This is a genomic window from Vibrio hangzhouensis (genome assembly GCF_900107935.1).
In the GTDB taxonomy this organism is placed as follows: domain Bacteria; phylum Pseudomonadota; class Gammaproteobacteria; order Enterobacterales; family Vibrionaceae; genus Vibrio; species Vibrio hangzhouensis.
The window spans coordinates 48,760-74,264 of the sequence record NZ_FNVG01000023.1 but is presented as its reverse complement, the minus strand read 5'-3'; the positions used below and the strand labels follow the sequence as shown (position 1 = coordinate 74,264).

The following is a 25,505-nucleotide window of genomic DNA, read 5'->3' as shown; positions in this document are numbered from 1 at the left end:
GTTGATGTTATCGAGGTTGTTAATCGCGTGATTGAAACGGTTCTGGAATGCACCCAACTCCGCACGATGGCTGTCTACATACTTCATGGCTGAGTCCAGAATCGCGACGGACTCTTGTGCGCCACCAACAGTCGTTACGTCAATCGTGTCTACCGTTACTGCCTTGCCTTCTTGCATACCCAGCTCACCAGCAAGGCTACCTGAGAACGACACTTCACTGTCGACTTTGTTGTTGCCGGCAAATACCTGCAACTGACCGTTTTCGTTCACTGACGCTTTTACCAGGTCAGTTTGACCGTTGATGTAAGTCGCTAGCTGCTCGATATCGTCACCCGCTTTGGCACTAATAGCGATGTTTTGTTCATCACCGAAGCTGTCTGTTAATGAGATGGTCAGCTCATTCGCGTCACCTGCAACCGCCCAGTCTTTGTCCTTCGCTTGCGCAGCCTGATAGCTGACACCGCCCATTTGTGTGTTGTCTGAGCGCATATCACGCAAGCCAAGCATTACCGCTTCACCGCTGTCCGCACCAATTTGGAACGACTGTGTACCGAACGTACCGTTAAGCAGACGGTTACCACCAAACGAAGTGGTTTCTGCGATACGGTTCAGTTCGTCGTTCAGTGCCGTTACTTCTTCCTGAATGGCAACACGCTCTGCTTTTGAGTTTGAACCGTTTGAAGATTGTAGTGACAAATCACGCATACGTTGCAGAATATTGGTGGTCTCGTTCATCGCACCTTCTGCCGTTTGAGCGATAGAGATACCATCGTTCGCGTTACGCACAGCCACATCCAGACCACGGCTTTGCACGTTCAAACGGTTAGAGATCTGTAGACCCGCTGCGTCGTCTTTTGCACTGTTGATTTTATGACCTGAAGACAAACGCTCCATTGATGTCGCCTGCGCTTGGTTTGCATTGTTTAGGTAACGCTGAGCGGTCATTGCCGATACGTTGGTGTTTACATTCACTGCCATGTTATTTCTCCAATTGATTTTCCGGTGTAGCGGTTTCCGACGTCTCGGAAAACCAAGTAGTTCTCTCAAAGTTACTCTCTTTATCGTCTTCAAACTCAAAGACTTGAGAATTATTTTGATAGAAAATTCACTTTTGTGGGGATGACAAGCAGATTTGTGATGAAACTTATAAAAGCCGTAGTTTTTGCAAAAAAAAACTAAAGTTACTCAAGATGTCGTCGTTAGGGCTCAGTTTTGTAACAAAGTCAGCGCCAGATTCGGTGTCTGCTTTGCCTGAGCCAGTATGGTCGTGCTGACTTGCTGCAGAATTTGCTGTTTCACCAACGCGGTCGTCTCTCTGGCATAGTCGGTATCTCTGATCCGACTCTGGGATGACGACAGGTTTTCTTCCATATTGGCGAGATTGTGGAGGGTGTGACCGAGACGGTTTTGATAAGCGCCCAACTCAGCCCGGTGGCTATCAACATACTTGAGTGCCCTATCCACCACCGCTACCGACAACTGCGCGCCGCCGACACTTTCTATGGACAAATCATCTACCGTAACCACGCCGCGAGTTTGGATGTTAAGTGCGTTGGAAAAGCTACCAGAGTAACTGATTTCACTGGCTACAGTCTCAGAATCGGCAAACAACTGCAGCTGCCCCTGCTCGTTAACTGAGGCCGATATGGTATCAGTTTGACCGTTAATAAAAGTAGCGACTTGCTCGATGTCATCGCCCAACTTAAGCTTTATCGTTTCCGAACGCTGCTCACCGGATTTATCCAGATACTGATAGGTAAGTATTCGGTCGCTGTTGGTGATTGTCCAACTATCCGATGCAGCATTTTGAGACTGGTAATGGACTCCCCCCATTTCAAACTGATCAGAACGCATGTTCTTCAGTTCAACCTGAATCGCTTCGCCCGCCCCAGCACCAATTTGAAAGGTCGCAGCACCAAAACGGCCATTCAGCAGTCGTTTGCCACCAAAAGATGTGGTTTCAGCGATACGATTGAGTTCATCATTGAGAGCAGAAAACTCTTCCTGTAATGCAAGCCTGTCATGGGCAGAGTTCGAACCATTTGCCGACTGCAGAGAGAGGTCACGCATGCGCTGCAATATCAGCGTAGTCTCGTTCATTGCGCCTTCTGCGGTTTGCATAATCGAAATGCCATCATTGGCATTACGCTGAGCCACACCCAACCCTCTGATTTGCGACTCTAGACGATTAGAGATTTGCAGCCCGGCAGCATCGTCCTTCGCACTGTTAATGCGATGACCAGAAGCCAGCCTCTCTAAAGACTGATTCAACGCGGAGGTCGCTTTGTGGAGCTGATTCTGCGCCACCATTGCACTGACATTGGTATTGACCGAGATCGACATACTCATACTGATTGATGAAAGGGTTAGATCAGATATCGACCAATGATGAAAGAACTTAAGAGAAAATCGTCGAAGGGAAGTCTCTGGGGCCTGTAGCCCCAGAGTCCAAAGATGTACTAAGACACAACCGCCAGGCTGGCAAACATCTCTTGCGATGGAGCAAAGAAGTAGGCGCCAGTAACGGCTTTTGTGAAGCGCAATAACTGGTCAGTTTTGCCATCAGTAACGCCATACATACTTTCTAGCATAGCATCGAAGTTGTGTACGGTATGACAGTAGGCGATAAACAGTAAGCCATGCGCACCACTGACCGTTCCGTAAGGCAAACTATGGCGCACAATTTTCAGTCCTTTACCTTCTTCCTTGATGTCGACTCGGCCCACATGCGACGCTGCCGGAACATCGTCAAGCTCAATAGAATCAGGCTTGGTGCGACCCACCACTTTTTCTTGAGCCGCTACACTAAGGCGATTCCACGCAGGAAGGTTGTGTTCAAAGCGCTGTACCATGACATAACTACCGCCGACAAAATCACCATCAGCCACCAGAGCCACGTCACAACGCTGGTCACCTTTCGGGTTTTCGGTGCCATCCACAAAGTCAGTCATGTCCCGGGAATCCATAAAGCGGAAACCGTGTGTTTCATCAACGACCGTCACATCATGGGAAATCTCTGACATCAATTTGCGCAGCAGATAGAAATGCAGATCATGACGCTTGGAGTGACAGTGTACCAAGACATCCACTTCCGTTGCAGGAGCATACGCTTCACCCTCTCCAAGCGGGATGAATGGCTTAAGCTCTGTAGGCAGCGGCTGATTCAGAGTAGACCAAAAGCCATGAGAGAAAGCGACTGACAGCGTCAGCTCTGCGCCGGGTTGGGACTCATTCAACTCGGCTACCAATTGTGGTAAGGCCTGCAAAGCAGTAAGTACTTGCTGAGGGTTTTGATTCACTTTGAGTTGCGTATACAACGCAAATGGTTGCGCCTCAGGCGTAATAGCACTTTGTGGTAATGACATGATCGTTCCTTTGTTTTTGAACAGTGTATTTTTAACTAGGGTTTTGTGGTTTGACTTGGGTCATTTTCAGGCACAATTCTTTTGGGAGCAGATAAGCAATCTTTGACATATCGACTATTGACCAAATATATCGCGAACCAGACCAACAGCACCAGGGTTATCGCATTGGCCCAAGAGAACTGCCAGTGCTCTAACCGAATCAGATACACCGTGTGCAGTAACTGCAACCCCACCACAATCAACGACGTTCCCCGAAAAAAGCTAACCAAGTAATTGATTCTGTGGGATTCACTGGTTCTTAATCCCAATAACCACATCCCTAAAACAACCGGTAACCCCATCATGAGTCCGAGATACAGCATCGTATGGTTTGGGTAGACATATTGTAGGATTTGACTGCCTTCCTGACGACTGGCCCCTGCAACGACGAACACGACCCAGGCACGGATTAGAAAGGCACAGCCTAGCCATAGCCAAATTGGTGCCTTAAGAAAGCCATGCTGGTCGTATTGTTCTATCCCGTATCGCATCACGCGCCTCAATTTGTAATCTATATCAAACTATATGGTGTTGGCTTGGTTATGATTCAAGCTTCGCCTTCGGGTTGTGGTAAAGTGTGGGAAATTTCCAGCTAGGACCACCATGAAAACCAACAAAAGCCAGCCTTCTGTGGAGACACAACAAGAAGCCATGCGCATTGCCAAAGCGACCCAAAAACCCGGTCAGACCAAAGAGCAAACTAAGTTAATTGCTCAGGGCATTGAAAAGGGTATTGCACAATACAAGAAGCAACAGAAAGAGAAAAAACGCCAGGCAGATAAAGCACAGAAAAAACAACGCAGAGACAAGCAGCTGGTTCAGCAGGTCTCGCAGCCTGAAACTGTGGCAACCGAAGCGACATCAAACCGCTCTATGTTGCCCTGGCTGCTGCTCGGTATCAGTTGGATAGGTTTTATTGCTTATGTCACGTTTCTTTAAGCGTGGAATCGCTTGCATCCCATTAATCCTTGCTGTCACCGGATGCAGTACGCCCTCACATCACATTAGTTCTGTTCTGGCACAGCAAGTAGAACTGCGTCGAGATTCTCATGTCGATGTTTCCTCGTGTCAATGGAGAGGTGAAGTAACAGGCTCAGAGGGACGCTGGTACTCCTCCATATTCTATAGCAACGACACGCTGGCTCAGGGGGCAATTAACGATATCAAGAACAATGCGGCTCGGCTTGGTGCCGATACGGTGTTACTACTGTCACCGCTGGACTTTCAAACATCCGTCACCCTGATAGGCAGTGCATACCAGTGCCAGACATCTATTCCGGTCAACTCGTAAGTTTCAGGCAAAAATAAAGCCAGGGTATCCACTTCGGAAACAGCCGCCCCGAAAGCAATTACACTGGCTTTATTTTTCATTCAAATGCACATTGTTGATCTTAAGAAAGCCATTAACAGTTGATTACTAAACACCTAGAGTGGACTCGATGTCGCCTTGTCGCTCCATCACCCACTGACTGTCAAACGGCCCCCAGTCTGATAACTGGTAATAACCATCATTGTGTCTGCGCCCATCTTGAACAAACATGAGCTCAATGCCGATACCGGGTAGCGCTTTGATCACATCTTGAATTGTTCGGCGAGGCCACCCCGTTTTCTCTATTAGTTTTGGCACATTCGGTCTCTCGATACTCTCAACGAGCAACGCGAGATAGAGACGACGTGCAAAAACAGGACTCAGTTCCATTGACACCTCCTATTTATGTGCTTCTCCAATATATTGAATTTCTGCTCTGTCGTGTTGCGCTTGATCAAGTTCTCGCTGATCGTCTACATTTCAAGATTTCTGATTTTGTAAAATTTCATCAATATCGCTCTCTTTTATCGTCTATTTGGGGGAGTTAATGAAATATCCCCCTCTTCTCGCGGCAATGCCAAGCGTGACCTATCACAAGTTTTTTGTTTAACGGGCGAGTTCTTGATAGGATGCTGGAAAACATAAAAATACGTCTGCGACAGCATAATTATGTTGTCATCGCCCCTCTCTACACGAGCGGTTCCAAGGCATTAAAGTCAATAAGTAAAGGAAGCCACTATGTCGATCACTATGTTTGGAATTCCAAATTGCGATACGATCAAGAAAGCGAAGAAATGGTTAGAAGCCAACGATATTGAATACACCTTCCACGACTACCGCAAAAACGGTATTTCCGAACAGTTGGTCCGCGAATTTTGCCAGCAGCTCGGTTGGGAGCAAGTCGTCAACAAACGAGGCACGACCTATCGACAACTGTCTCAGGAGCAAAAAGACAGCCTCAATGAAGAGAATGCCATCGCGTTACTGGTTGAACATTCAGCCATGATAAAACGTCCCATTCTCGACGTGGATGGTCAGCAACACCTAGGTTTCAAAGCTGAGCAATACCAACAGATTTTTAGCTAATTAACTCTCTCAAGTAATTAAGACACAAGGATCCTCAAGGATGACAGACAGCCCCGTTTTGGCACTGGCAAAAGATTTGATCAGTCGCCAATCAGTTACACCGGAAGACGCCGATTGCCAAAAGGTGATGATTGATCGCCTGGAAAAGCTTGGCTTTGAAGTAGAAGTCATGGTTTTCGAAGACACCACCAATTTCTGGGCGCGCAAAGGCACTCAAGCTCCGCTCTTCGCCTTTGCAGGACACACTGATGTTGTCCCTGCCGGACCCATCGAGCAATGGCATACTCCTCCGTTTGAGCCGACCATTATCGATGGCCATTTGCACGGGCGTGGTGCCGCTGATATGAAAGGCTCTCTCGCCTGCATGATTGTGGCCGTTGAGCGATTCATCAAACAAAACCCCGACCATAACGGCTCTATCGCGTTCCTGATCACGTCAGATGAAGAAGGACCATTCATTAATGGAACCACTCGGGTAGTAGATACCTTAATGGAGCGTAATGAACTTATTGACATGTGTATCGTCGGAGAGCCTTCAAGCACCCTCAAGGTAGGCGATGTTGTCAAAAATGGTCGCCGTGGTTCCATTACTGGTGATTTACGAGTCAATGGTATTCAGGGCCATGTGGCTTATCCTCATTTGGCAAATAACCCAGTGCATCAGGCGCTACCTGCGCTCGCTGAATTAGCGGCGACAAAGTGGGATGAAGGCAATGATTACTTCCCTCCTACCAGTTTTCAGATCCCAAATCTGCATGCAGGGACCGGTGCAAGCAATGTGATTCCCGGCGACTTTAACGTACAGTTCAATTTCCGTTTCAGCACCGAACTGACCGACGAAGATATTAAACAGCGAGTGCACTCAACATTGGATCTGCACGGACTGGATTACGATTTGAAATGGACCCTGAGCGGACACCCGTTTCTGACTGATAAAGGTGCGCTACTCGACGCAGTTGTTGATGCCGTTGAAGAAGTAAACCATAAGAAACCTGAACTGCTGACAACCGGTGGTACCTCAGATGGGCGCTTTATAGCTCGTATGGGCACCCAAGTCGTGGAGCTGGGTCCGGTTAACGCGACAATCCATAAAGTCAACGAGTGTGTCAATATCGCCGATCTGGAAAAATTAACCGATATGTATGAAAAGACACTCGTCAACCTACTAGGAAAGTAAACATGCAAGATACGCGTCTGGTCGGTATGGATACTCAGGAGCTAACAGAACTTACCGTTGGCAACAAACGGTTTCTGGTCCACCAGGCGCTGCATGACGACCTGGCGAACCTAATCACAGCAGCCTCAGCAGCAGGCTTCTCCATGCACATTGCCAGTGGTTACCGTAGCTTTGACAGACAACTGGCTATCTGGAACAGCAAAATGGATGGCACGAAACCAATTCTGGATAGTCAAAGCCAGCCCATCGATAGCCATTTGCTCTCTGATTCAGAAAAAGTCACCGCCATTTTAAGGTGGAGTGCATTGCCTGGTGCCAGTCGACACCATTGGGGCACCGATTTCGATGTCTATGCCGGAAACCTATTACCTGAAGGCACATCACTTGCTCTGGAACCATGGGAATATTTAGATGGCCACCAAGCTCCGTTTTATCGTTGGCTTCAACAATATGCCGAGCAGTTTGGATTCTTTTTTCCTTACCAGCGAGATCTCGGAGGGGTCGCTTTCGAACCTTGGCACATCAGCCATAAGCAAACCGCTGAACGGTGTTTACGTCAACTGACACCAGAACGATTGCACAATGCAATCGACCAATCTGAAATTTTGGGACGAGAGGCCATTCTTTCTATGCTCGATACCATCTACAATCAATATGTCACTAACATCTGTCGTTAAGGGTGGAACATGATTGAATGGCTATTTAGCCCTTGGGTAATCATCATTATTGTGCTCGCGGTGGTGATCGGCAATATTGCTGCTCTCAAGCACACGGCAAATATGAAATTTGACCAGAACCCTAAGGTGCAATCTCGTAAGCAACAACTTGATCGCCTCAATGAACTGGATAAAAAGAAGTACGGTGACCAGGACAAAACAAAAAAAGGACCTTAGCGGTCCTTTTTCTATGTCTGCATCAATCTTTCTTTATCACCGTTGAGATCAACGGCTCAAGTGAACGAAGTAAGTTCTCTGCCACGGGTTTGCCATCTTTATCGGTCACATTGATTGAGGTTCGGTTTCCTAGATCACCAAACAGGAAGGTGTACTCCCCTGTCTCAAGATCAATTGGTTTCAGGCCAACATCATTCCAGAATGCATCGTCCGGCGCTGCATATTTGGCTTTTGCTGTTCCTTGAGACTGATTGCGCTCCTCGATAGTAAAGCCCATTTTCGGCAACAATTGTGGGACTTCTTGCCACAATACACTGTAAGGTGTGCGCGCAATAATTACAGGAAGACCACTACGGTCGGTGCCCATGCTAATTGGAATCGACTTAACCAGCTCCTGTGCTCTTAACGCCGCTTCCTCGCGAAGGTCTCGATCATAACGCGCGGTGACCAGATTGGTCATCAATGTATTGTAGCGCTCTTCGTTAGTGCGGGTTACGGGCTTGACGCTTGAACCTTCACGCCAGTCAATCAACTTCATTTTAAAACCGAATCGATTGTTCGCTTCAAAGCGCGTGATCTCATAACGGCTACCAATTTCGATATCTTCGTCTTCAGAAATCCAGGGAACCCAATCTGTCTCAATAAAATCGTCAGACTCTTTGCGCGACTTCACGTTAATTTCAGCCAACATTTTCTTCACTGTCGACCAGACTTTGTCCATCTCATCTTGTTGCAGTAACCAAAGTGTGACATCTGCGCCCTGCTTTTCAACGCGAGCTCCAGGGATCAGTTCAAGCACTTGTTGAGGCGGACGAATATCAACCTCTCGACCGATGCCACCTTTAAAGTCACCAGTCGGGATCTCATAATTAGGATAAAACTGCGGCGTTGCATCTTCTGGCAACTTCCAGGCCTTTAGCTCTGGGGCGTCAAGATAATTGAAGTCATCTTTGGCTTCACGACGAGTTTTTGGGTCACTCGAACAGGCGGCTAATACGATAACAGCTAACGACGACACCGCTAGCTGGCGAGAAAATTTCATTGATACTCCCTTAATGAGAGGAGTACTCACACTCCTCTCAGTCTTTCTATTAGTAAATACAAGCTTCCGTCATCGCTTGAGCGACAATAGGTTTGGCTTGTTCTGACAATTCTGTCAGAGGAAGGCGCAGGCTTCCATTGTCAATCAAACCCATTCGGTGTGCAGCCCATTTCACTGGAATTGGGCTTGATTCGACAAACAGGTTCTTGTGAAGCGTCATGAGACGTTGATTGATTATCTCGGCTTCTTCAAACTTGCCTTCTAATGCCAACTTCATCATTTTGGCCATGTCTGCCGCAGCGATGTTATTCGTCACCGAAATGACGCCTTTACCACCCTGCTTGATAAAGTCGAGCCCTGTCGAATCATCACCACTAAGTAAGATAAAATCTTCACCACAAAGTTCACGATGAATTTGAACTCTTGATAAATCCCCAGTCGCATCTTTGAGTGCAACAATATTTGGGATTTCTGCAAGACGTGCCACCGTCTCTGGCTGTAGGTCAACACCGGTACGACCTGGTACGTTGTACAAGATTTGAGGGATGTCGGTTTCTTCAGCAATCGCTTTGTAATGCTGGAACATGCCTTCTTGAGTTGGCTTATTGTAGTAAGGGGTCACACTCAGGCAACCCGCAATTCCGACATTGTTCAGAAGACGACTGAATGTGATCGCTTCGTGAGTCGCATTAGCACCCGTGCCAGCAATGATGGGCAGGCGTCCTTCAGCAAACTCTACCGTTTTTGCGACAACCTTGACATGTTCTTCGACAGTTAATGTTGCTGACTCACCAGTAGTTCCAACGGCAACGATACCGTCTGTCCCTGCTGCGACGTGATGCTCCACTAGCTTACGTAAGCTAATGAAATCAACCTCGCCATCTGGAGTGAATGGGGTAATTAAAGCAACAATACTTCCTGAAAACATGGTTATCTCCCTAAATTGATACTTCTTGCATGGTACTGTAATGCTATTGATAAACACAAGAGATTAAAAACAGATCCCTAAAAGAAGTGAATGAATAATTATCAGATTTCAGATGTCAGGCACATATATTCCTTCATGGCCGCACAGAGCCAGCTGCGCGAAGCAGCAGACATCTTTATTGTGGGTTGCCATTACTACGGTTTTTCCACGTAACAAACCTTGGTTGGCGCTCTGAACCGGCATCTCGATGTCACTGGACATATAAAATGCGCTTTTATCAGAAATGGGTGTCATCATCCCGTCAAATTTGCAACTCACCAGTATTGGTAAATACTTATCGGTATTCAGTTACATCTATCACAAGAGCTTTAACAACAGCTGTGCTACCATGTCATCACACAGGGATTTTAGAGTGACACTATGAATCAATATTTAGTGATTACCGCCATCGGCACTGACCGTCCAGGAATTTGCAATGAAGTCGTCCATCTCGTGGCGAATGCGGGTTGTAATATCATCGATAGCCGTATCGCAATGTTTGGTAATGAGTTTACCCTCATCATGTTGATATCTGGCAATCCAAGCTATATCACCAGGGTCGAAACCACTCTGCCACTTCTGGGTCAGGAACATGATCTGATCACCATGATGAAACGTACATCTAAGCACGACGAGCTGCCCAACCAATATACGGTGGAAGTGTTCATCGAGTCAGAAGATCGCGTGGGACTCACAGAGCAGTTCACCCAGTTCTTTGCTGACAGAGAAATTGGCCTTGCCTCATTGAGCGCTCAAACCATCGTTAAAGAGCGGGCAGGGACAGAATTCGATCAGTTTCAGATTGTACTGAGCGCCAACGTAGAAGAAACCTGTAACCTGATGCAATTACAGGAAGAATTTGAATCTTTATGCGGCAGTTTGTCCGTCAAAGGCTCGCTGAACTTTATCAGCGGTAGTAAATGATAATAACAACATTAGCTTCAAAGGAACTTCAATGAACACATTGACTGCGGGCACACCTGCCCCTAACTTTTCTTTGCTCGACCAAGATGGTAACACTGTGACTTTACAGGACTTCAAAGGTAAAAAAGTTCTGTTCTATTTTTACCCTAAGGCAATGACCCCAGGCTGCACCGTTCAGGCTCAAGGTCTGCGAGACACTAAAGCTGAGCTCGATGCCCACAACGTGGTTGTGTTGGGCGTAAGTATCGACCCGGTGAAACGCCTTGGTAAGTTCATCGAACGTGATGCTCTGAATTTCACACTCTTATCAGATGAAGACCACGCCGTTGCTGAGCAATTCGGCGTTTGGGGTGAAAAGAAATTTATGGGCAAAGTGTACGATGGTTTGCACCGTATCAGCTTCTTGATCAATGAAGAAGGCGTGATCGAACACGTGTTCAACAAGTTTAAGACCAAGAACCATCATGAGGTAGTGCTCGACTACCTCAACCAGGCCTGAATACCATCGTCGGTTCAAAAAAGCCTCGCATTTGCGAGGCTTTTTATTATGTGGCGGGTTGTATCGGGTCTTCGTGACTCGGTAGAGCGTTCCAAACGGCCTTAACCAGAGTCGCCAAGGGTATGGCAAAAAATACCCCCCAGAACCCCCAAAGTCCACCAAACACCAATACCGCGACAATTATGGCCACAGGATGCAAATTCACCGCTTCAGAGAATAGAATAGGTACCAACACGTTACCATCAAGCGCCTGAATGATGCCGTAAGCCACCAGCAACCAATAGAACTCGGGCGCTAACCCCCATTGAAACAGACCGACCATCGCAACAGGTACGGTAACCGCCGCTGCACCGATATAGGGAATCAGCACCGAGAAGCCAACCAATACCGCTAACAGAACCGAATAGCGAAGTTCCAACACTGCAAAAGTAATGTAGCTCACAGTGCCCACGATTAAGATTTCAAGCACTTTGCCACGAATGTAATTAGAAATCTGCTGGTTCATTTCAATCCAGACTTTGTTCGCCAGGCGTCGATTACGCGGCAACACGCCGCTCGCCATATCCACCATCTCCTCCTTGTCTTTTAGTAAGAAGAAAACCAGCAGTGGCACCAGAATCAAATACACCGCTAACGCCGCAAGGCTCACCAGTGATGCCAGCGATCCTTTCACTACGTTCTCACCCAGCAGCAACACTTTGTCTTTAACATTCGCCATGATGGATTCGACCAGGTGAATCTCAGCCAGGTCGGGGTAGCGTTCTGGAATGGTAGCGACAAAGCTTTGCAATCCATTGTACATGGTCGGAATATCATTGATGAGGTTGCCCACCTGATTCCAAATGGTTGGCACCAGACCAAAAATCGCCATCAACATAAGGCTGACAAACAACAAGATGACCCCAACCACCGAGAGAGTTCTTGGTACACCCAACACGCAGAGTTTGCTCACTGGCCATTCCAACAAGTAGGCCAGAACAATCGCTACCAATAGTGGAGCAATCAAATTGCCAAAGAAATATATGGTAATAAATCCAAAGAGCAGAATGACCACCAGACTCACTGCTTCCGGGTCGGAGAAGCGTCGTTTGTACCAACGACGAACCATATCTAGCATTAACTAATTATCCTGTTTACGAATTTTGATTAACGTCGTCTCTCTTTCTTCGAGACAGTCGACTTGCGCGTTCTGCTTTGAAAGATATTGAAGAATATCAGAGACTGAGCTTTTGTCAGCCAACCTCACCGACAACAACTGGTTAAGCGTGAGTTGTTTAAAGGCTCGCTTGACCACAAGCAGCGACATGGGGCATCGCTCATGAACTAAGTCTAGCTGTATCTCTGTCATTCACATTCCAATAATGCTTCATTAAATAAAGCGGCCATTTAGCATTGGCCTCAAGGTATCACTTTTCAGATGATGGCCAATCATAAACTGATACACGCTTATTGTAATCGCCTATTATGCCACACCCAATGTCTAAGTGTTACAGAAGCTGTGAATAATCAATATTCTCATGCGGTTATATAATTAATCAATATGGTTCGTATACCACCAGAAAACCTTTCCTATCGGGATTGCGTATGCAAAAATGAGCCACAAGCGGATAAGGTAGGAAACCAAGTCGTATTTTGACGGTCCAAACTACCAAATTTGAAGGAGTTACCTCAACCCTATGTTAAAACGCACCCGTTCATTGATTTGCTTATGTGTAGCCACCGCAATAAGCGCACCACAGCTTTCCTATGCCGAGCTGGATCTCCCTGAAATCGGTACAGCGGCGGGTGCCACACTGACCATCGATCAAGAGCTCATCTACGGTGATGCTTACATGAGAATGATCCGGGCGAGTTCCCCTATCGTGAACGACCCTGTGCTCAACGAGTACGTCGACTCTATCGGTCACCGGTTAGTTTCCAGTGCCAACGACGTCAAAACTCCGTTTACCTTTTTTATGATTCGTGACCGCAATATCAACGCTTTTGCGTTTTTTGGTGGCTATGTCGCACTGCACACAGGGCTATTTCTTCATGCCCACAGTGAAAGTGAACTGGCATCCGTTATGGCGCACGAAATCGCTCACGTGACCCAGCGACATCTGGCGCGTCGTATGGAAGATGAAGCTCGACGCTCACCCGCCACGGTCGCTGCACTGGTTGGTTCGCTGTTGCTTGCCATCGCCTCCCCTCAAGCGGGTATGGCCGCATTAACCGCGACGACGGCAGGTTCGATGCAAGCATCCATTAACTATACCCGTAGTAATGAAAAAGAAGCCGACCGATTTGGCATTGCCACGCTGGCTCGTGCTCAGTTTAACGTCAATGATATGCCACGTTTCTTTGGTCGTCTGGCAGATGAATACCGTTATGCCAGTAAGCCGCCACCAATGCTGTTGACTCACCCACTTCCAGAAGACCGTATTACCGATACCAGAGAGCGAGCGCAAAACTATCCGCCATTACGCATTGAACCATCGATCAATTACCATCTTGCCAGAGCTCGAATCGTTGCACGCTATGCTGGCATCAAACAGAACTCTGCTCTGGATTGGTTTGAACGTACCGCCAAGAAAGCCAGTCCGACCATTCAGGATTCATTTGAATACGGTAAGGCTCTGGTTTATTTGGATAATAGTCAGTTAGAGCAAGCTGAAGCTATTTTGAACAAGCTGCTGAAAAAATCCCCAGAGAATAATTTTTATCTCGATGCCGCTTCTGATTTGTACATCGCACAGAAAAAACCACAGCAAGCCGTCAACCTTATGAAGAAGGCCTTGAAGGTCAAGCCCAATAACCCGGTTATTACCATCAACTATGCCAACGCGTTATTGGAAAGTCAGCAGTACAAGGAGTCCATTCAGGTTCTCCAGCGATACACTCATGACAACCCCAACGACACCAATGGCTGGCACCTGCTTTCGGAAGCCAACATAAAACTTGGCAATAGTGCCGAAGACTTGGCTGCTCGGGCCGAAATTCTGGCCTTGAACGCTCAGTGGGACAAATCTATTCAACTCTATTCTCAAGCCAGTCAACTGGCGGAGCTAGGAAGCTTAAAACAAGCACGCTATGATGCTCGTATCGATCAGCTGCTCGTCGAGCGTGATCGATTCATGGCACTACAATAAAACAACAAGGAAACCTCCGTATGTCAGTCACCATTTTCCATAATCCACGTTGCTCAAAAAGCCGCCAGACTCTCTCGCTACTGGAAGAACAGGGCATCACGCCTGAAGTGGTTAAGTACCTTGATACACCGCCTACCGTCGAAAAACTCAAGGAAATCTTTGCCCAACTTGAGCTTGAAAGCGTGCGAGCGATGATGCGCACCAAAGAAGATATCTACAAAGAGCTCAATCTGAGCGATCCGGCACTGACAGACGATCAACTGTTTCAAGCCATGTTTGAAAACCCAAAGCTCATTGAGCGCCCTATCGTCATCACTAACGGCAAAGCTCGCCATGGACGCCCGCCAGAGCAAGTATTAGAGATTCTTTAATGACCTGCAATCTGCTAGTGCTTTACTACAGTCGTCACGGGAGCACTAAACATCTCGCTCGTGCCATTGCTCGAGGGATTGAGTCTGTAGAACATTGTCAAGCGACGCTTCGAACCGTAGAGGAGCTGGATACCTATCCAGGCTCCCAAGACAAAGATCCTTGCGCCACTATCGCCGAACTGAAAAACTGTGACGGACTCGCCATGGGCAGCCCTGTCTGGTTTGGTAATATGGCAGCGCCTCTCAAGCATTTTTGGGACCAAACAACTAGCTTGTGGATATCCGGGGCCCTGATCGATAAACCTGCCTGTGTGTTTACGTCCTCCTCGACACTGCATGGCGGTCAGGAAAGCACGGCTTTGAGTATGCTACTGCCACTGTTACATCATGGAATGATGGTGATGGGAATTCCCTATAGTGAACCGACACTACATACCACTTCCACAGGAGGCACCCCTTATGGGGCCTCACATGTTGCTCAGTCAAGCGGACCTCTAAGCACTGAAGAAACAGAACTGGCTTTTGCGCTCGGAAAACGTCTTGCGCGAACGGCAATCAAACTGAAGTGAATAGACTATGAACGCTATCCCGTTTAAAACCGAAACCATGCGAATGGTCGCCCTGACGGCCAATCTGGCACTGCTTTCATGGGTCGCTTTGTGGCACGGTTATCTGTCACCGCATCCACACATTAACCCACTGGCCCTGACCGTGGCGTGGTTAATTCCTTTGTTGCTTCCGCTACCGGGAATACTGGCTGGCAAACCTTATACGCACGCCTGGGCGAACTTTGTCCTCATGTTGTATTTTTTGCATGCACTCACCCTTCTCTACGCCGATGAAGGTGAGCGCTGGCTTGCGGTCGTTGAACTGCTCTTAACCACCATTGCCTTTGTCGGCAACACCGTCTACGCAAGGATGAAAGGCAAAGAGCTTGGGCTCAAATTACCGCGTCTGTCATCGGTTGAAAAGAAAGAGAAAGAGCGCTTCGAAAAGTAACCCGAATTGAAGCACAAAAAAAGGAGGCTCAGCCTCCTTTTTTTCCAACAAACTTTATAACCACTCGAAACTTAGCTGTGGTTGGACAATCAACTCTGAACGAGGCTGAATTGATGTCAGCTCCTGTTGACTGTCCGGTTGCTCCGATAACGTACTTACGTCAGCTCCCGGCTCCACAACAACCGGAGTTTGTGGTTCAATAGCTGGTATCTCTGGCATGATCGATGGGACTTCCGCAGGCATCAGCTCAATCTTTTTTACTAATCCAGACTTCAGCACCTCCTGCTCAAAAGACTCAATTGAGCCTAACAAAGAGACTTTGACCGTGATCTGTGAGCCTTTGATTTCCACCACTTCCACTTTAGCAGTGGATGCCAAACGTTCTAATGCTCTTTCAAGAGTAAAGAATGCATCGGCACTGTTCATTTCACTGAAGGCTACCGTCACCGTACCGGCACTTTCACCGCTAATTGCCGTGGCATTCTTCGCTGCATAGTAATCGCTCACCTGATCGATTAAGTTCGCCATGGCTACAGAACCCGCTGCACTACCGGTAATAGGGTCAAGTTGATTTCGCCCTAGCGTTTCCGGCGATTGGTCATACAGTGTCCAGCGAATGCTAGTTCCTTCCGCTCTCACCACCATGACGGCATCGACAGGGTAGCGCTTCGTCGCCTGCGCAATCGGGCTGACAAAGCCTCCCCATAAATCTGTCGGCTGGATTCCCGTCATATCATCAAAATCCCCCACAGGGAACGTTACAGGCAAGCCACGGCGTGTAGCCTCTCTTTTAAGCTGCTTCGACGCAGAAGAGTCTGTATGCTCCCAGGTGATCGAGCGGTCACGACCGTTATCTTCTACCAACCAAACCATAACGTTGCTACGCTCGACCGGCCAGGTGGAGATATCTGCCTGCTTCAACAAGGTGTTAATTTGTTCACTGTTAAACGTCATTCTCAACGCTTGCTGGCCATCAAGTTGCGTGTAACCTAACTGCGTAATATATCTAGAGCTGCTGCCTAACGCCTTTTTCACTACCGGATTGGCAGCGGCATTCGAATCGCCACTCGCTTTGATCAGCACTTCAACCATGCCTTGCTGACGAGCAATTTCATCGCCATTCGGCTGTTGTGAATCCACCACGACTTCTGTTGAATAGATATCAACTTTGGTTAACGCGTATGCCGGCAAAGCACAAACTGCTGCCAACAACCAAGCTAAATAACGCATAAGCATCCTAAATTACAAAGATATAAGTCGAAATGATAAGCAAGTATGAGGTTGGGAGCAAGCAGAGTGCTTCAAGGTTTGGTCAATAATTCGCTGTAAGTTGCAGCAATTGCTTCATCCAATACAAAGTCAAGGGTTCTATTGAGATAAAAGTTACAAAAATACCAACTTTTTTACAGAGATCATTAAGTAATCGATTGCAAGGTGCTATCATCGCGCCAATTTGCCTGAAGCCCTCAGGCAATACTTTGACTTGCTTGGATAACTGACTATGAAAACTATCATACAAGGTTCGCAAATGCTGTTTGTCGCATTTGGTTCCTTAGTGCTTGTTCCTCTACTAACCGGACTGGATCCCAATGTAGCACTGTTTGGTGCTGGTGTTGGTACGCTATTGTTCCAATTGATCACACGACGCAGTGTACCCATTTTTCTCGCTTCCTCTTTTGCGTTTATTGCCCCAATCATGTTTGGTGTTCAGACCTGGGGGATTGGTGCCACCATGGGCGGCCTTATGGCTGCCGGCGTGGTTTACGTCATACTAGGTGCCGTAATCAAAGCAAAAGGGGTTGAGGTCATTCATAAACTGTTACCACCGGTAGTCGTGGGACCAGTCATCATGGTCATCGGCCTTGGTCTTGCACCTGTTGCCGTGAACATGGCATTGGGTAAGACCGGCGATGGCGCGGTGCAGCTTATTGAGTCCAATGCCGCACTATGGATCTCCTCGGTATCACTACTGGTAACCATTACCGTTAGTGTATTTGGCAGAGGCTTCCTGAAATTACTACCAATTGTTAGCGGTATTGGCGCAGGTTATCTCACTGCTCTGGTATACGGTGTGGTCGACTTTACGCCTGTGGTTCAGGCATCTTGGTTATCTCTGCCTAACTTTACTGCTCCAGAATTCAACATTAACGCCATCCTGTTTATGTTACCGGTTGCCATCGCGCCTGCCGTTGAGCACGTAGGCGATATGCTGGCCATCTCGAACGTAACCGGCAAAGACTACCTCAAAAAGCCGGGCCTGCACCGTACTATCGCTGGTGACGGAGTCGCGACCATCGCCGCTTCTATGGTCGGAGCTCCACCTAACACAACTTACAGCGAAGTTACCGGTGCCGTAATGCTGACCAAAGCCTTCAACCCTGTCATCATGACCTGGGCGGCGATCACCGCTATTGTGTTAGCTCTGGTCGGAAAGCTAGGCGCTATTCTGCAAACCATTCCCGTGCCAGTGATGGGCGGTATCATGATTCTGCTGTTTGGCTCTATTGCAACGGTGGGTCTCAATACCCTGATCAAGAATAACGTGGATCTTCACAAGTCACGCAACTTGGTTATCGTGGCGATTACTCTGGTCTTTGGCATCGGTGGTATGGCTTTCGGTATTGGTGATTTCAGCCTGCAGGGCGTGAGCTTGTGCGGTATCGTCGCGATTGTTCTGAACCAAATCCTTCCTCATGATCTTGGCGAAAACGCAGTCGTTGATAACGCTCAAATGGAAGACTGATCTTTGAGACATAAAAAAAGGCTGACCTATGGTCAGCCTTTTTTATACCTGTAATCGGAACGATTATTGAGTGCCGAAAATCTTGTCACCAGCGTCACCCAGACCCGGTACGATATAGCCTTTGTCATTCAGACACTCGTCAATCGCAGCAGTGAAAAGCTCAACATCTGGGTGTGCTTTTTCTAACGCTTCGATACCTTCTGGTGCCGCAACAAGTACCAATACTTTAATGTGCTTACAACCTTTCTCTTTCAACAGGTCGATCGTCGCAATCATGGAACCGCCAGTTGCCAGCATTGGGTCTACAACCAGAGCAATACGCTCATCGATGTTTGACGCTAGCTTGTTGAAGTATGGCACTGGTTCTAGTGTCTCTTCATCACGGTAGATACCAACAACGCTGATACGCGCACTTGGCATGTGTTCCAGCACACCATCCATCATACCCAGACCAGCACGCAGGATTGGTACAACGGTAACTTTCTTACCCTTAATTTGGTCAACTTCAACTGGACCATTCCAGCCTTCAATAGTCACCTTCTCAGTTTCAAAGTCTGCGGTCGCTTCATACGTCAACAGGCTACCCACTTCTGTAGCAAGCTCACGGAAACGCTTTGTGCTGATATCCCCTTCACGCATCAAACCCAGTTTATGCTTAACAAGAGGGTGTTTAACTTCAACAACTTTCATGTCCTACTCCGGCAAAATTTTACAAAACCTGCAAATTATACATGGTTTCTTTCACTATTTCAGTTGAGATTACAGGTAAATTGGATTTTTCCCGCACGATACTCGTTGCTACCAGTGGAAAAACAACCGACTACCGCTTCGGAAAAATAGTTTGTACTTTCTTACGCAAACGTTTTCCTTTTTGGATAAACCCCTGTTAGAATAGCGCCGCTTTTCACATCCATTTATTTATCGAGGACTGTCCCGTGAGCGGAAACAACACTTCCCTAAGCTATAAAGACGCTGGTGTAGATATTGATGCAGGTAACGCATTAGTTGACCGTATTAAAGGCGCGGTTAAGCGCACTCGTCGCCCTGAAGTAATGGGAGGCATCGGTGGATTTGGTGCTTTATGTGAGCTGCCAACAAAATACAATGAACCGGTACTTGTTTCTGGTACAGACGGTGTTGGCACCAAACTACGCCTGGCACTAGACATGAACAAGCACGACACCATCGGTATCGACCTGGTTGCAATGTGTGTAAATGACCTGATTGTTCAAGGTGCAGAACCTCTGTTCTTCCTGGACTACTATGCGACTGGCAAACTTGATGTCGATACTGCTGCAGACGTAGTTTCAGGTATCGCTGAAGGTTGTGTACAGGCTGGTTGTGCACTTATCGGTGGTGAGACTGCTGAAATGCCTGGCATGTACGAAGGTGAAGATTACGACGTTGCAGGCTTCTGCGTTGGTGTGGTTGAGAAATCAGACGTCATCGATGGCACAAAAGTCGCAGCTGGTGACGCACTTATCGCCGTTGGCTCAAGTGGCCCACACTCGAACGGCTATTCTCTTATCCGCAAGATCCTAGAAGTATCTGGTGCAGACAAGAACGAAAAGCTAGGTGAGCGCACCGTTGGTGAGCACCTACTAGAACCAACGAAAATTTATATCAAATCAGCTCTGAAGATGATCGCTGAACACGATATCCATGCAATTTCTCACATCACTGGCGGTGGTTTCTGGGAAAATATCCCCCGCGTACTGCCTGAAGGTACAAAAGCCGTCATCGATGGCAACAGCTGGGAATGGCCTGCAATCTTTAACTGGCTACAACAGAAAGGTAACGTTGATACATTCGAAATGTACCGTACCTTCAACTGTGGTGTTGGTCTGATCGTTGCGCTACCTAAAGCTCAGGCAGATGCTGCGGTTGAGCTTCTGAAAGCTGAAGGCGAGAATGCATGGGTAATTGGTGAGATCGCAACTGCAGAAGCTGGTGAAGAGCAAGTAGAGATCAATTAATTTCATGAAGAATATTGTTGTTTTAGTTTCAGGGAATGGTACTAACTTGCAGGCAATCATTGACGCCTGCGAGTCTACTATCACAAATGCCAAAGTTCGAGCCGTCTTCTCTAACAAAGAGTCTGCTTTCGCTCTTGAGCGTGCCCGAAAAGCCGGAGCAGAGGCTGAGTTCCTCGATCCTAAACTAAGCGAGACACGTGAAGCATTTGATGCAGAGTTAATGCGCCGCATTGATGTACATAACCCTGACCTTCTGGTGTTGGCAGGCTACATGCGTATCCTTAGCGGAGAATTTGTTCGCCACTATATGGGTCGGATGATCAATATCCACCCATCACTGCTGCCCAAGTATCCTGGGTTGAACACGCATCAGCGGGCAATTGACAACTGCGATGAGCACCATGGCACCAGTATTCACTTTGTGACGGAAAAACTCGATGGTGGTCCGATTGTGCTTCAGGCAAAGGTCCCTGTGTTTGATGATGACACCATAGAAACGCTAGAACAACGAGTTCAAAGCCAAGAACATAAGATCTACCCACTTGTCGTCAAGTGGTTTGTCGAAGATCGGTTAGTTATGGACGGCAGTAAGGCCGTACTAGACGGAATCGAGCTGGGTCCTCAGGGCTACGCCGACAAATAGATTCTTGGGTCAATTGAAATAAAAAAGCGAGTGACATATCACTCGCTTTTTTTATTTAAAGAGGCTCAGCCGGAGCCTGATTACCCGGCTTTACTTCTGCAAACGGCACATCAACCAGGTCGTCTACATTGCTGGCCACAAGCTGACCGAAATGAAACAGATTGTACTCACCGGGCTTCATCCGATGCCAGGTTTCATTACCAGTTAATGGCTGTGTCGCGACCACGGATACCACATCATTGGGTGTCGTTTCTTCCTGAAAGTTTATGGTGACATCTTCATCCAACAATGTTGCCTTTCCAAAAGGCGCCTTACGCGTTATCCAGTACAAGTGATTGGTGCAGTATGTCATGACATACTCGCCATCACTCAGCAACATGTTATACACGCCAAGCTCTCGCAATTCATCACAACACTCTGCTACATAGGCAAACATTGCCATCAAGTCTTGGGGAGGCTCAGGGAATCGCTCATCCAGCTTCCGCAATAACCAACAGAAAGAAAGCTCACTGTCAGTTTCACCAACTGGACGGAAATGACCCGTATCCAGTTTCTGATAATCACTAAGCTGACCATTATGCGCGAAAGTCCAGTAACGCCCCCACAGCTCACGAGTAAACGGGTGAGTATTTTCCAGATTTACCTGTCCGCGATTAGCCTGGCGAATATGACTCACCACCGCTCGACTTTTTATCGGGTAGTTTTGCACCAGTTCAGCAATCTTTGAATCACAACTCGGGGTCGGATCTTTAAATGTTCGAAAGCCTTTACCCTCGTAAAAGGTGATCCCCCAGCCATCTTTATGCGGCCCCGTATTGCCACCGCGTTGAATCAAACCGGTAAAACTGAAACAGATATCTGTTGGCACATTGGCGCTCATGCCAAGCAATTCACACATTGAGTTCCCTACTCTCTTTTTCTCAAAACTTCACAGACACTCGCCTGCGGTTATTCCATTTCTTTTTCAACCAACTGAATAATGATATGGATGATCTTGATGTGAACCTCCTGAATACGGTCTGCATAACCAAAGTGAGGAACACGGATCTCGATATCAGCCGTACCTGCCATCTTGCCGCCATCTTTACCCGTTAGCGCAATGGTCTTCATACCCTTTGCCTGAGCCGCTTCAATCGCCTTTAGAATATTGCCCGAGTTACCCGAAGTTGACAGCCCAAACAACACATCACCTTTACGCCCTACCGCCTCGACATAACGCGAGAACACAAAGTCATAACCAAAGTCGTTGCTCACACAAGACAGATGGCTAGGATCAGAGATGGCGATACCAGCGTAGCCCGGACGGTTTTCACGATAACGACCCGTCAATTCTTCAGCAAAGTGCATCGCATCACAATGAGACCCACCATTACCACAAGAGAGTACTTTGCCGTCCTGCTTGAATGAATCTGCAATCATTTTCGCCGCGGCTTCAATCTGAGCCAGATTGTGGTCGTCGCTAAGAAATTTGTTCAATACTTCAGCAGCTTCATTTAGTTCACTTCGAATCAGTTCTTGGTACATAGGTTTGTTCTCTTTTTTTTACCAACATCCGTTGGCCACTTTCGATACCTATGAGTTTACCTATAAATACGCAATGGTGTCGATAGTCTGCGTGTCTCAGTGCGCCGCTACTCTGTAATTATCTTGGCTAGCTGTGACAGTCAGGCCAAAAATTCCGAACAGCCATTCAGCCATCACGAAAATTAGAGTAATTACTTTTCAGATTTTACATTTATGCAATAATTGAGTTACAATTAACACTGGTACGACCTCTTACCTTACTTATTATTACATCGGGTCCACCCAGTAAAACAACGATAATACCCAGATAAAGGAACAATCATGGACATCTTGCTCTCTACCGTCGCCTTGCTCTGTGCTGTTGGTATCAGCTTCTATCAACGAGCATCGCTGGCAAAATCTTTGCTATTTGTGACCGCAGCTATGGTCTTCGGCTCACTGCTAGGCGTGTTTGGCGCTGTGATATGGGGACTGTACGTAGTCATTATCGCCACACTCTGCATCCCCTCAATTCGCCAGTCCCTCATTTCAGCAAAAGCCTTAAAAGTATTCAGAAAAATCCTTCCCGCGATGTCCCAAACAGAAAAAGAAGCGTTGGACGCCGGTACCGTTTGGTGGGAAGCCGAATTGTTTAAAGGCAAACCTGACTGGCAAAAACTGCAAAATATCACCAATGCCAAACTGAGCGAGGAAGAACAAGCCTTCCTAGATGGTCCGGTCAACGAAGTGTGCGCCATGGTAAGCGATTATCAGGTTACTCATGAACTTGCCGATCTGCCGCCAGAAGTCTGGCAATTTTTGAAAGATCACAAGTTCTTCGCGATGATCATCAAGAAGAAATACGGGGGCCTGGAATTCTCCGCCTATGCTCAGTCTCTGGTTCTACAAAAACTCACGGGCGTATCTGGGGTACTTTCCTCTACGGTTGGAGTGCCTAACTCACTTGGGCCCGGAGAACTTCTCCAGCACTACGGTACAGAAGAGCAGAAAGACTACTACCTGCCTCGTCTGGCTGTCGGCCAAGAAATCCCCTGTTTCGCCTTGACCAGCCCAGAAGCGGGTTCCGATGCCGGTTCAATCCCTGACTTTGGCGTAGTCTGTAAAGGCAAATGGGAAGGAAAAAATGTTCTGGGTATGAAACTCACCTGGAACAAACGTTATATCACACTGGCTCCCGTCGCAACGGTACTGGGTCTGGCCTTTAAACTTCGCGATCCCGATGGTCTGCTTGGCGATAAAGAAGATCTGGGCATCACCTGTGCTCTCATTCCAACCCATTTGAAAGGGGTCGAGATCGGCAATCGCCACTTCCCTCTAAATGTGCCATTCCAGAATGGTCCGACGAAAGCCAATGAGCTATTTGTCCCTCTTGACTTCATTATTGGCGGTCAAAAAATGGCAGGGCAAGGCTGGCGCATGTTGGTGGAATGTCTATCGGTTGGCCGTGGTATTACACTGCCTTCAAACTCGACCGGAGGCATCAAAACAGCCGCGTTGGCGACAGGAGCCTATGCCAGAATTCGTCGTCAGTTTAAACAACCGATCGGTCACATGGAAGGAATCGAAGAACCGCTCGCTCGCATCGGTGGCAACGCTTATGTTATGGATGCAGCCAGTGCTCTTACGGTGACCGGTATTGATTTAGGAGAAAAGCCTTCGGTTATCTCTGCCATCGTGAAGTACCACTGTACGCACCGCGGTCAACAAAGCATTATCGACGCTATGGATATTGTCGGTGGAAAAGGCATTTGTCTCGGCCCATCTAACTTCCTGGCACGAGGCTATCAGGGCGCCCCTATCGCGGTTACGGTCGAAGGTGCCAACATTCTTACTCGTTCCATGATCATTTTTGGTCAGGGCGCTATTCGCTGCCATCCTTATGTCCTACCGGAGATGGAAGCCGCTCATTCAACCGCATCGGACGCCGTGGATAAGTTCGACAAAGCCTTAGCCGGACACGTGGCATTCACGATTAGCAATCTGGTACGCAGTTTCTGGCTCGGATTGACGGATGGACGAGGCTCTTCGTCGCCGCACAACGACGTGACAAAACGCTATTACCAACAGCTTAACCGCTACAGCGCTAACCTGGCCCTGTTATCGGATGTTTCCATGGCAGTGTTGGGTGGCTCGCTCAAGCGAAAAGAACGTTTGTCTGCAAGACTTGGGGATTTGTTGAGTCAACTTTACCTTAGCAGTGCAGCACTAAAACGTTTTGATGTCGAAGGTCGTAACAGCGAAGATCTGCCTCTATTGCACTGGGGCTTGCAAGATAGCCTGAAGCAAACTGAGTTGGCACTGGACGACTTCCTCAGTAACTTCCCGAATAAGCTCATTGGCCGTATGTTGCGCTTTATCGTTTTGCCGCTGGGCACCACTCGTAAAGCACCGTCAGATAAACTGGACAGTCAAGTAGCTCGCATCCTGCAGACCCCTTGTGCTGCACGCAGCAGACTCGGCCGAGGACAATATCTGGAGCCGACCGAGTTTAACGCTGTCGGCCGCATTGAACAGGCGCTTGACGTCATTCTTAAAGCAGAACCGGTATTCACTAAAGTCTGTAAAGCCCTGGAGCAACGCCGTCCATTTACTCAACTGGACAAAGTCGCTGCACTGGGACTAGAGAAAGGCATCATCACAAAAGATGAAGCAACACTACTAACCACTGCTGAAGCACATCGACTCTACACCATTAACGTCGATGACTTCTCTCCGGAAGAACTGGCCGCAAAGCCGTTATACCCAACGATGGAGGAAGTCGCCTAGCCGCTCCACCTAAGTCATAATAAAGAAAGCCAGCAGGATCTGCTGGCTTTTTTT

At 47.7% G+C, this 25,505-nt stretch carries 30 protein-coding genes; 16 read left to right on the top strand and 14 right to left on the bottom strand.

Annotated features, from left to right (window positions below; genetic code table 11):
- From C4S60_RS18800 to C4S60_RS18785, 4 genes are all read right to left on the bottom strand, one after another.
- Positions 1–978: flagellin (locus tag C4S60_RS18800; RefSeq protein ID WP_103881880.1), on the bottom strand; the 978-nt coding region annotated here is incomplete at its 3' end.
- A 228-nt stretch (positions 979–1,206) separates the two neighbouring features.
- Positions 1,207–2,343, bottom strand: a complete 1,137-nt coding sequence (locus C4S60_RS18795) for a flagellin (RefSeq protein WP_103881879.1) — start codon at positions 2,341–2,343, stop codon at positions 1,207–1,209.
- 116 nt (positions 2,344–2,459) lie between these two features.
- The gene (locus tag C4S60_RS18790) at positions 2,460–3,365 is read right to left on the bottom strand and encodes a Dyp-type peroxidase (RefSeq protein ID WP_103881878.1); all 906 of its coding nucleotides are present in this window, start codon (positions 3,363–3,365) and stop codon (positions 2,460–2,462) included.
- A gap of 35 nt (positions 3,366–3,400) precedes the next feature.
- The gene (locus tag C4S60_RS18785) at positions 3,401–3,895 is read right to left on the bottom strand and encodes a DUF2919 domain-containing protein (RefSeq protein ID WP_103881877.1); all 495 of its coding nucleotides are present in this window, start codon (positions 3,893–3,895) and stop codon (positions 3,401–3,403) included.
- A 112-nt stretch (positions 3,896–4,007) separates the two neighbouring features.
- On the opposite strand from C4S60_RS18785, the gene C4S60_RS18780 reads away from it, so the two are divergent.
- Both C4S60_RS18780 and C4S60_RS18775 read left to right on the top strand, forming a co-directional pair.
- Positions 4,008–4,343 (top strand): DUF2956 domain-containing protein, encoded by a 336-nt coding sequence (locus C4S60_RS18780; protein WP_103881876.1) that lies wholly within the window; start codon positions 4,008–4,010, stop codon positions 4,341–4,343.
- On the top strand, positions 4,327–4,695 hold the full coding sequence (locus C4S60_RS18775) for a DUF4156 domain-containing protein (protein ID WP_103881875.1): 369 nt from the start codon (positions 4,327–4,329) through the stop codon (positions 4,693–4,695). Before C4S60_RS18780 ends, C4S60_RS18775 begins: the two co-directional genes overlap by 17 nt.
- 126 nt (positions 4,696–4,821) lie before the next feature.
- Here the strand turns inward: C4S60_RS18775 and C4S60_RS18770 are convergent, their stop codons facing one another.
- On the bottom strand, positions 4,822–5,103 hold the full coding sequence (locus C4S60_RS18770; protein ID WP_103881874.1) for a winged helix-turn-helix domain-containing protein: 282 nt from the start codon (positions 5,101–5,103) through the stop codon (positions 4,822–4,824).
- Positions 5,104–5,451: 348 nt separating this feature from the next.
- Between C4S60_RS18770 and C4S60_RS18765 the strand changes: the two genes are divergently transcribed.
- Genes C4S60_RS18765 through C4S60_RS18750 form a run of 4 tightly spaced genes read left to right on the top strand, consistent with a single transcriptional unit; the run spans position 5,452 to position 7,869 of the window.
- Positions 5,452–5,799 carry an ArsC family reductase gene (locus C4S60_RS18765; RefSeq protein ID WP_103881873.1) on the top strand — a complete coding sequence of 116 codons (348 nt, stop codon included), beginning with the start codon at positions 5,452–5,454 and terminating at the stop codon, positions 5,797–5,799.
- Between the two features lie 40 nt (positions 5,800–5,839).
- Positions 5,840–6,976, top strand: a complete 1,137-nt coding sequence (gene dapE / locus C4S60_RS18760; RefSeq protein WP_103881872.1) for a succinyl-diaminopimelate desuccinylase — start codon at positions 5,840–5,842, stop codon at positions 6,974–6,976.
- 2 nt (positions 6,977–6,978) lie between these two features.
- Positions 6,979–7,653, top strand: a complete 675-nt coding sequence (locus tag C4S60_RS18755) for a M15 family metallopeptidase (protein ID WP_103881871.1) — start codon at positions 6,979–6,981, stop codon at positions 7,651–7,653.
- A 9-nt stretch (positions 7,654–7,662) separates the two neighbouring features.
- Complete coding sequence (locus tag C4S60_RS18750) at positions 7,663–7,869, top strand: DUF2897 family protein (protein WP_103881870.1); 207 nt, start codon at positions 7,663–7,665, stop codon at positions 7,867–7,869.
- 22 nt (positions 7,870–7,891) lie between these two features.
- Here the strand turns inward: C4S60_RS18750 and bamC are convergent, their stop codons facing one another.
- From bamC to C4S60_RS23580, 3 genes are all read right to left on the bottom strand, one after another.
- Positions 7,892–8,911: an outer membrane protein assembly factor BamC gene (gene bamC, locus C4S60_RS18745; RefSeq protein WP_103881869.1), complete on the bottom strand. Its 1,020-nt coding sequence runs from the start codon at positions 8,909–8,911 to the stop codon at positions 7,892–7,894.
- Positions 8,912–8,960: 49 nt separating this feature from the next.
- Positions 8,961–9,839, bottom strand: coding sequence for a 4-hydroxy-tetrahydrodipicolinate synthase (gene dapA / locus C4S60_RS18740; RefSeq protein WP_103881868.1), 879 nt, complete (start codon positions 9,837–9,839; stop codon positions 8,961–8,963).
- A gap of 108 nt (positions 9,840–9,947) precedes the next feature.
- On the bottom strand, positions 9,948–10,100 hold the full coding sequence (locus C4S60_RS23580; protein ID WP_160111384.1) for a hypothetical protein: 153 nt from the start codon (positions 10,098–10,100) through the stop codon (positions 9,948–9,950).
- 159 nt (positions 10,101–10,259) lie between these two features.
- On the opposite strand from C4S60_RS23580, the gene C4S60_RS18730 reads away from it, so the two are divergent.
- A complete protein-coding gene (locus C4S60_RS18730; protein WP_103881866.1) occupies positions 10,260–10,802 on the top strand; it encodes a glycine cleavage system transcriptional repressor in 543 nt (180 codons plus the stop codon).
- A 31-nt stretch (positions 10,803–10,833) separates the two neighbouring features.
- Positions 10,834–11,301: a thioredoxin-dependent thiol peroxidase gene (gene bcp, locus C4S60_RS18725; protein WP_103881865.1), complete on the top strand. Its 468-nt coding sequence runs from the start codon at positions 10,834–10,836 to the stop codon at positions 11,299–11,301.
- A 46-nt stretch (positions 11,302–11,347) separates the two neighbouring features.
- Here the strand turns inward: bcp and C4S60_RS18720 are convergent, their stop codons facing one another.
- A complete protein-coding gene (locus C4S60_RS18720; RefSeq protein ID WP_103881864.1) occupies positions 11,348–12,418 on the bottom strand; it encodes an AI-2E family transporter in 1,071 nt (356 codons plus the stop codon).
- 3 nt (positions 12,419–12,421) lie between these two features.
- Positions 12,422–12,649, bottom strand: coding sequence for a sulfurtransferase TusA family protein (locus C4S60_RS18715; RefSeq protein WP_103881863.1), 228 nt, complete (start codon positions 12,647–12,649; stop codon positions 12,422–12,424).
- A gap of 328 nt (positions 12,650–12,977) precedes the next feature.
- Between C4S60_RS18715 and bepA the strand changes: the two genes are divergently transcribed.
- From bepA to C4S60_RS18695, 4 genes are read left to right on the top strand one after another with little or no spacing between them, the layout of a single operon-like run.
- Complete coding sequence (bepA, locus tag C4S60_RS18710) at positions 12,978–14,429, top strand: beta-barrel assembly-enhancing protease (RefSeq protein ID WP_103881862.1); 1,452 nt, start codon at positions 12,978–12,980, stop codon at positions 14,427–14,429.
- A gap of 20 nt (positions 14,430–14,449) precedes the next feature.
- Positions 14,450–14,800, top strand: coding sequence for an arsenate reductase (glutaredoxin) (arsC, locus tag C4S60_RS18705; RefSeq protein WP_103881861.1), 351 nt, complete (start codon positions 14,450–14,452; stop codon positions 14,798–14,800).
- On the top strand, positions 14,800–15,369 hold the full coding sequence (wrbA, locus tag C4S60_RS18700; protein WP_103881860.1) for an NAD(P)H:quinone oxidoreductase: 570 nt from the start codon (positions 14,800–14,802) through the stop codon (positions 15,367–15,369). Before arsC ends, wrbA begins: the two co-directional genes overlap by 1 nt.
- Before the next feature lie 7 nt (positions 15,370–15,376).
- Positions 15,377–15,799, top strand: a complete 423-nt coding sequence (locus tag C4S60_RS18695; protein WP_103881859.1) for a DUF2069 domain-containing protein — start codon at positions 15,377–15,379, stop codon at positions 15,797–15,799.
- A 54-nt stretch (positions 15,800–15,853) separates the two neighbouring features.
- Here C4S60_RS18695 and C4S60_RS18690 read toward each other — a convergent pair whose 3' ends face one another.
- Positions 15,854–17,029 (bottom strand): DUF2066 domain-containing protein, encoded by a 1,176-nt coding sequence (locus C4S60_RS18690; protein WP_160111383.1) that lies wholly within the window; start codon positions 17,027–17,029, stop codon positions 15,854–15,856.
- Positions 17,030–17,300: 271 nt separating this feature from the next.
- Here C4S60_RS18690 and C4S60_RS18685 point away from each other — a divergent pair, with 271 nt between their 5' ends.
- Positions 17,301–18,542, top strand: a complete 1,242-nt coding sequence (locus tag C4S60_RS18685; RefSeq protein WP_103881857.1) for a uracil-xanthine permease family protein — start codon at positions 17,301–17,303, stop codon at positions 18,540–18,542.
- 63 nt (positions 18,543–18,605) lie between these two features.
- Here the strand turns inward: C4S60_RS18685 and upp are convergent, their stop codons facing one another.
- Positions 18,606–19,232, bottom strand: a complete 627-nt coding sequence (upp, locus tag C4S60_RS18680; RefSeq protein ID WP_103881856.1) for a uracil phosphoribosyltransferase — start codon at positions 19,230–19,232, stop codon at positions 18,606–18,608.
- Between the two features lie 245 nt (positions 19,233–19,477).
- On the opposite strand from upp, the gene purM reads away from it, so the two are divergent.
- Both purM and purN read left to right on the top strand, forming a co-directional pair.
- A complete protein-coding gene (purM, locus tag C4S60_RS18675; RefSeq protein ID WP_103881855.1) occupies positions 19,478–20,518 on the top strand; it encodes a phosphoribosylformylglycinamidine cyclo-ligase in 1,041 nt (346 codons plus the stop codon).
- A gap of 4 nt (positions 20,519–20,522) precedes the next feature.
- On the top strand, positions 20,523–21,161 hold the full coding sequence (gene purN / locus C4S60_RS18670) for a phosphoribosylglycinamide formyltransferase (protein WP_103881854.1): 639 nt from the start codon (positions 20,523–20,525) through the stop codon (positions 21,159–21,161).
- Positions 21,162–21,216: 55 nt separating this feature from the next.
- On the opposite strand, the gene C4S60_RS18665 is transcribed toward purN, so the two are convergent.
- Together C4S60_RS18665 and lpcA are read right to left on the bottom strand one after the other, a co-directional pair.
- A complete protein-coding gene (locus tag C4S60_RS18665) occupies positions 21,217–22,059 on the bottom strand; it encodes a class II glutamine amidotransferase (protein ID WP_103881853.1) in 843 nt (280 codons plus the stop codon).
- 50 nt (positions 22,060–22,109) lie between these two features.
- Complete coding sequence (gene lpcA, locus C4S60_RS18660; protein WP_103881852.1) at positions 22,110–22,685, bottom strand: D-sedoheptulose 7-phosphate isomerase; 576 nt, start codon at positions 22,683–22,685, stop codon at positions 22,110–22,112.
- Positions 22,686–23,006: 321 nt separating this feature from the next.
- Between lpcA and fadE the strand changes: the two genes are divergently transcribed.
- The gene (fadE, locus tag C4S60_RS18655; protein WP_103881851.1) at positions 23,007–25,451 is read left to right on the top strand and encodes an acyl-CoA dehydrogenase FadE; all 2,445 of its coding nucleotides are present in this window, start codon (positions 23,007–23,009) and stop codon (positions 25,449–25,451) included.
- Positions 25,452–25,505: the final 54 nt, after the last annotated feature.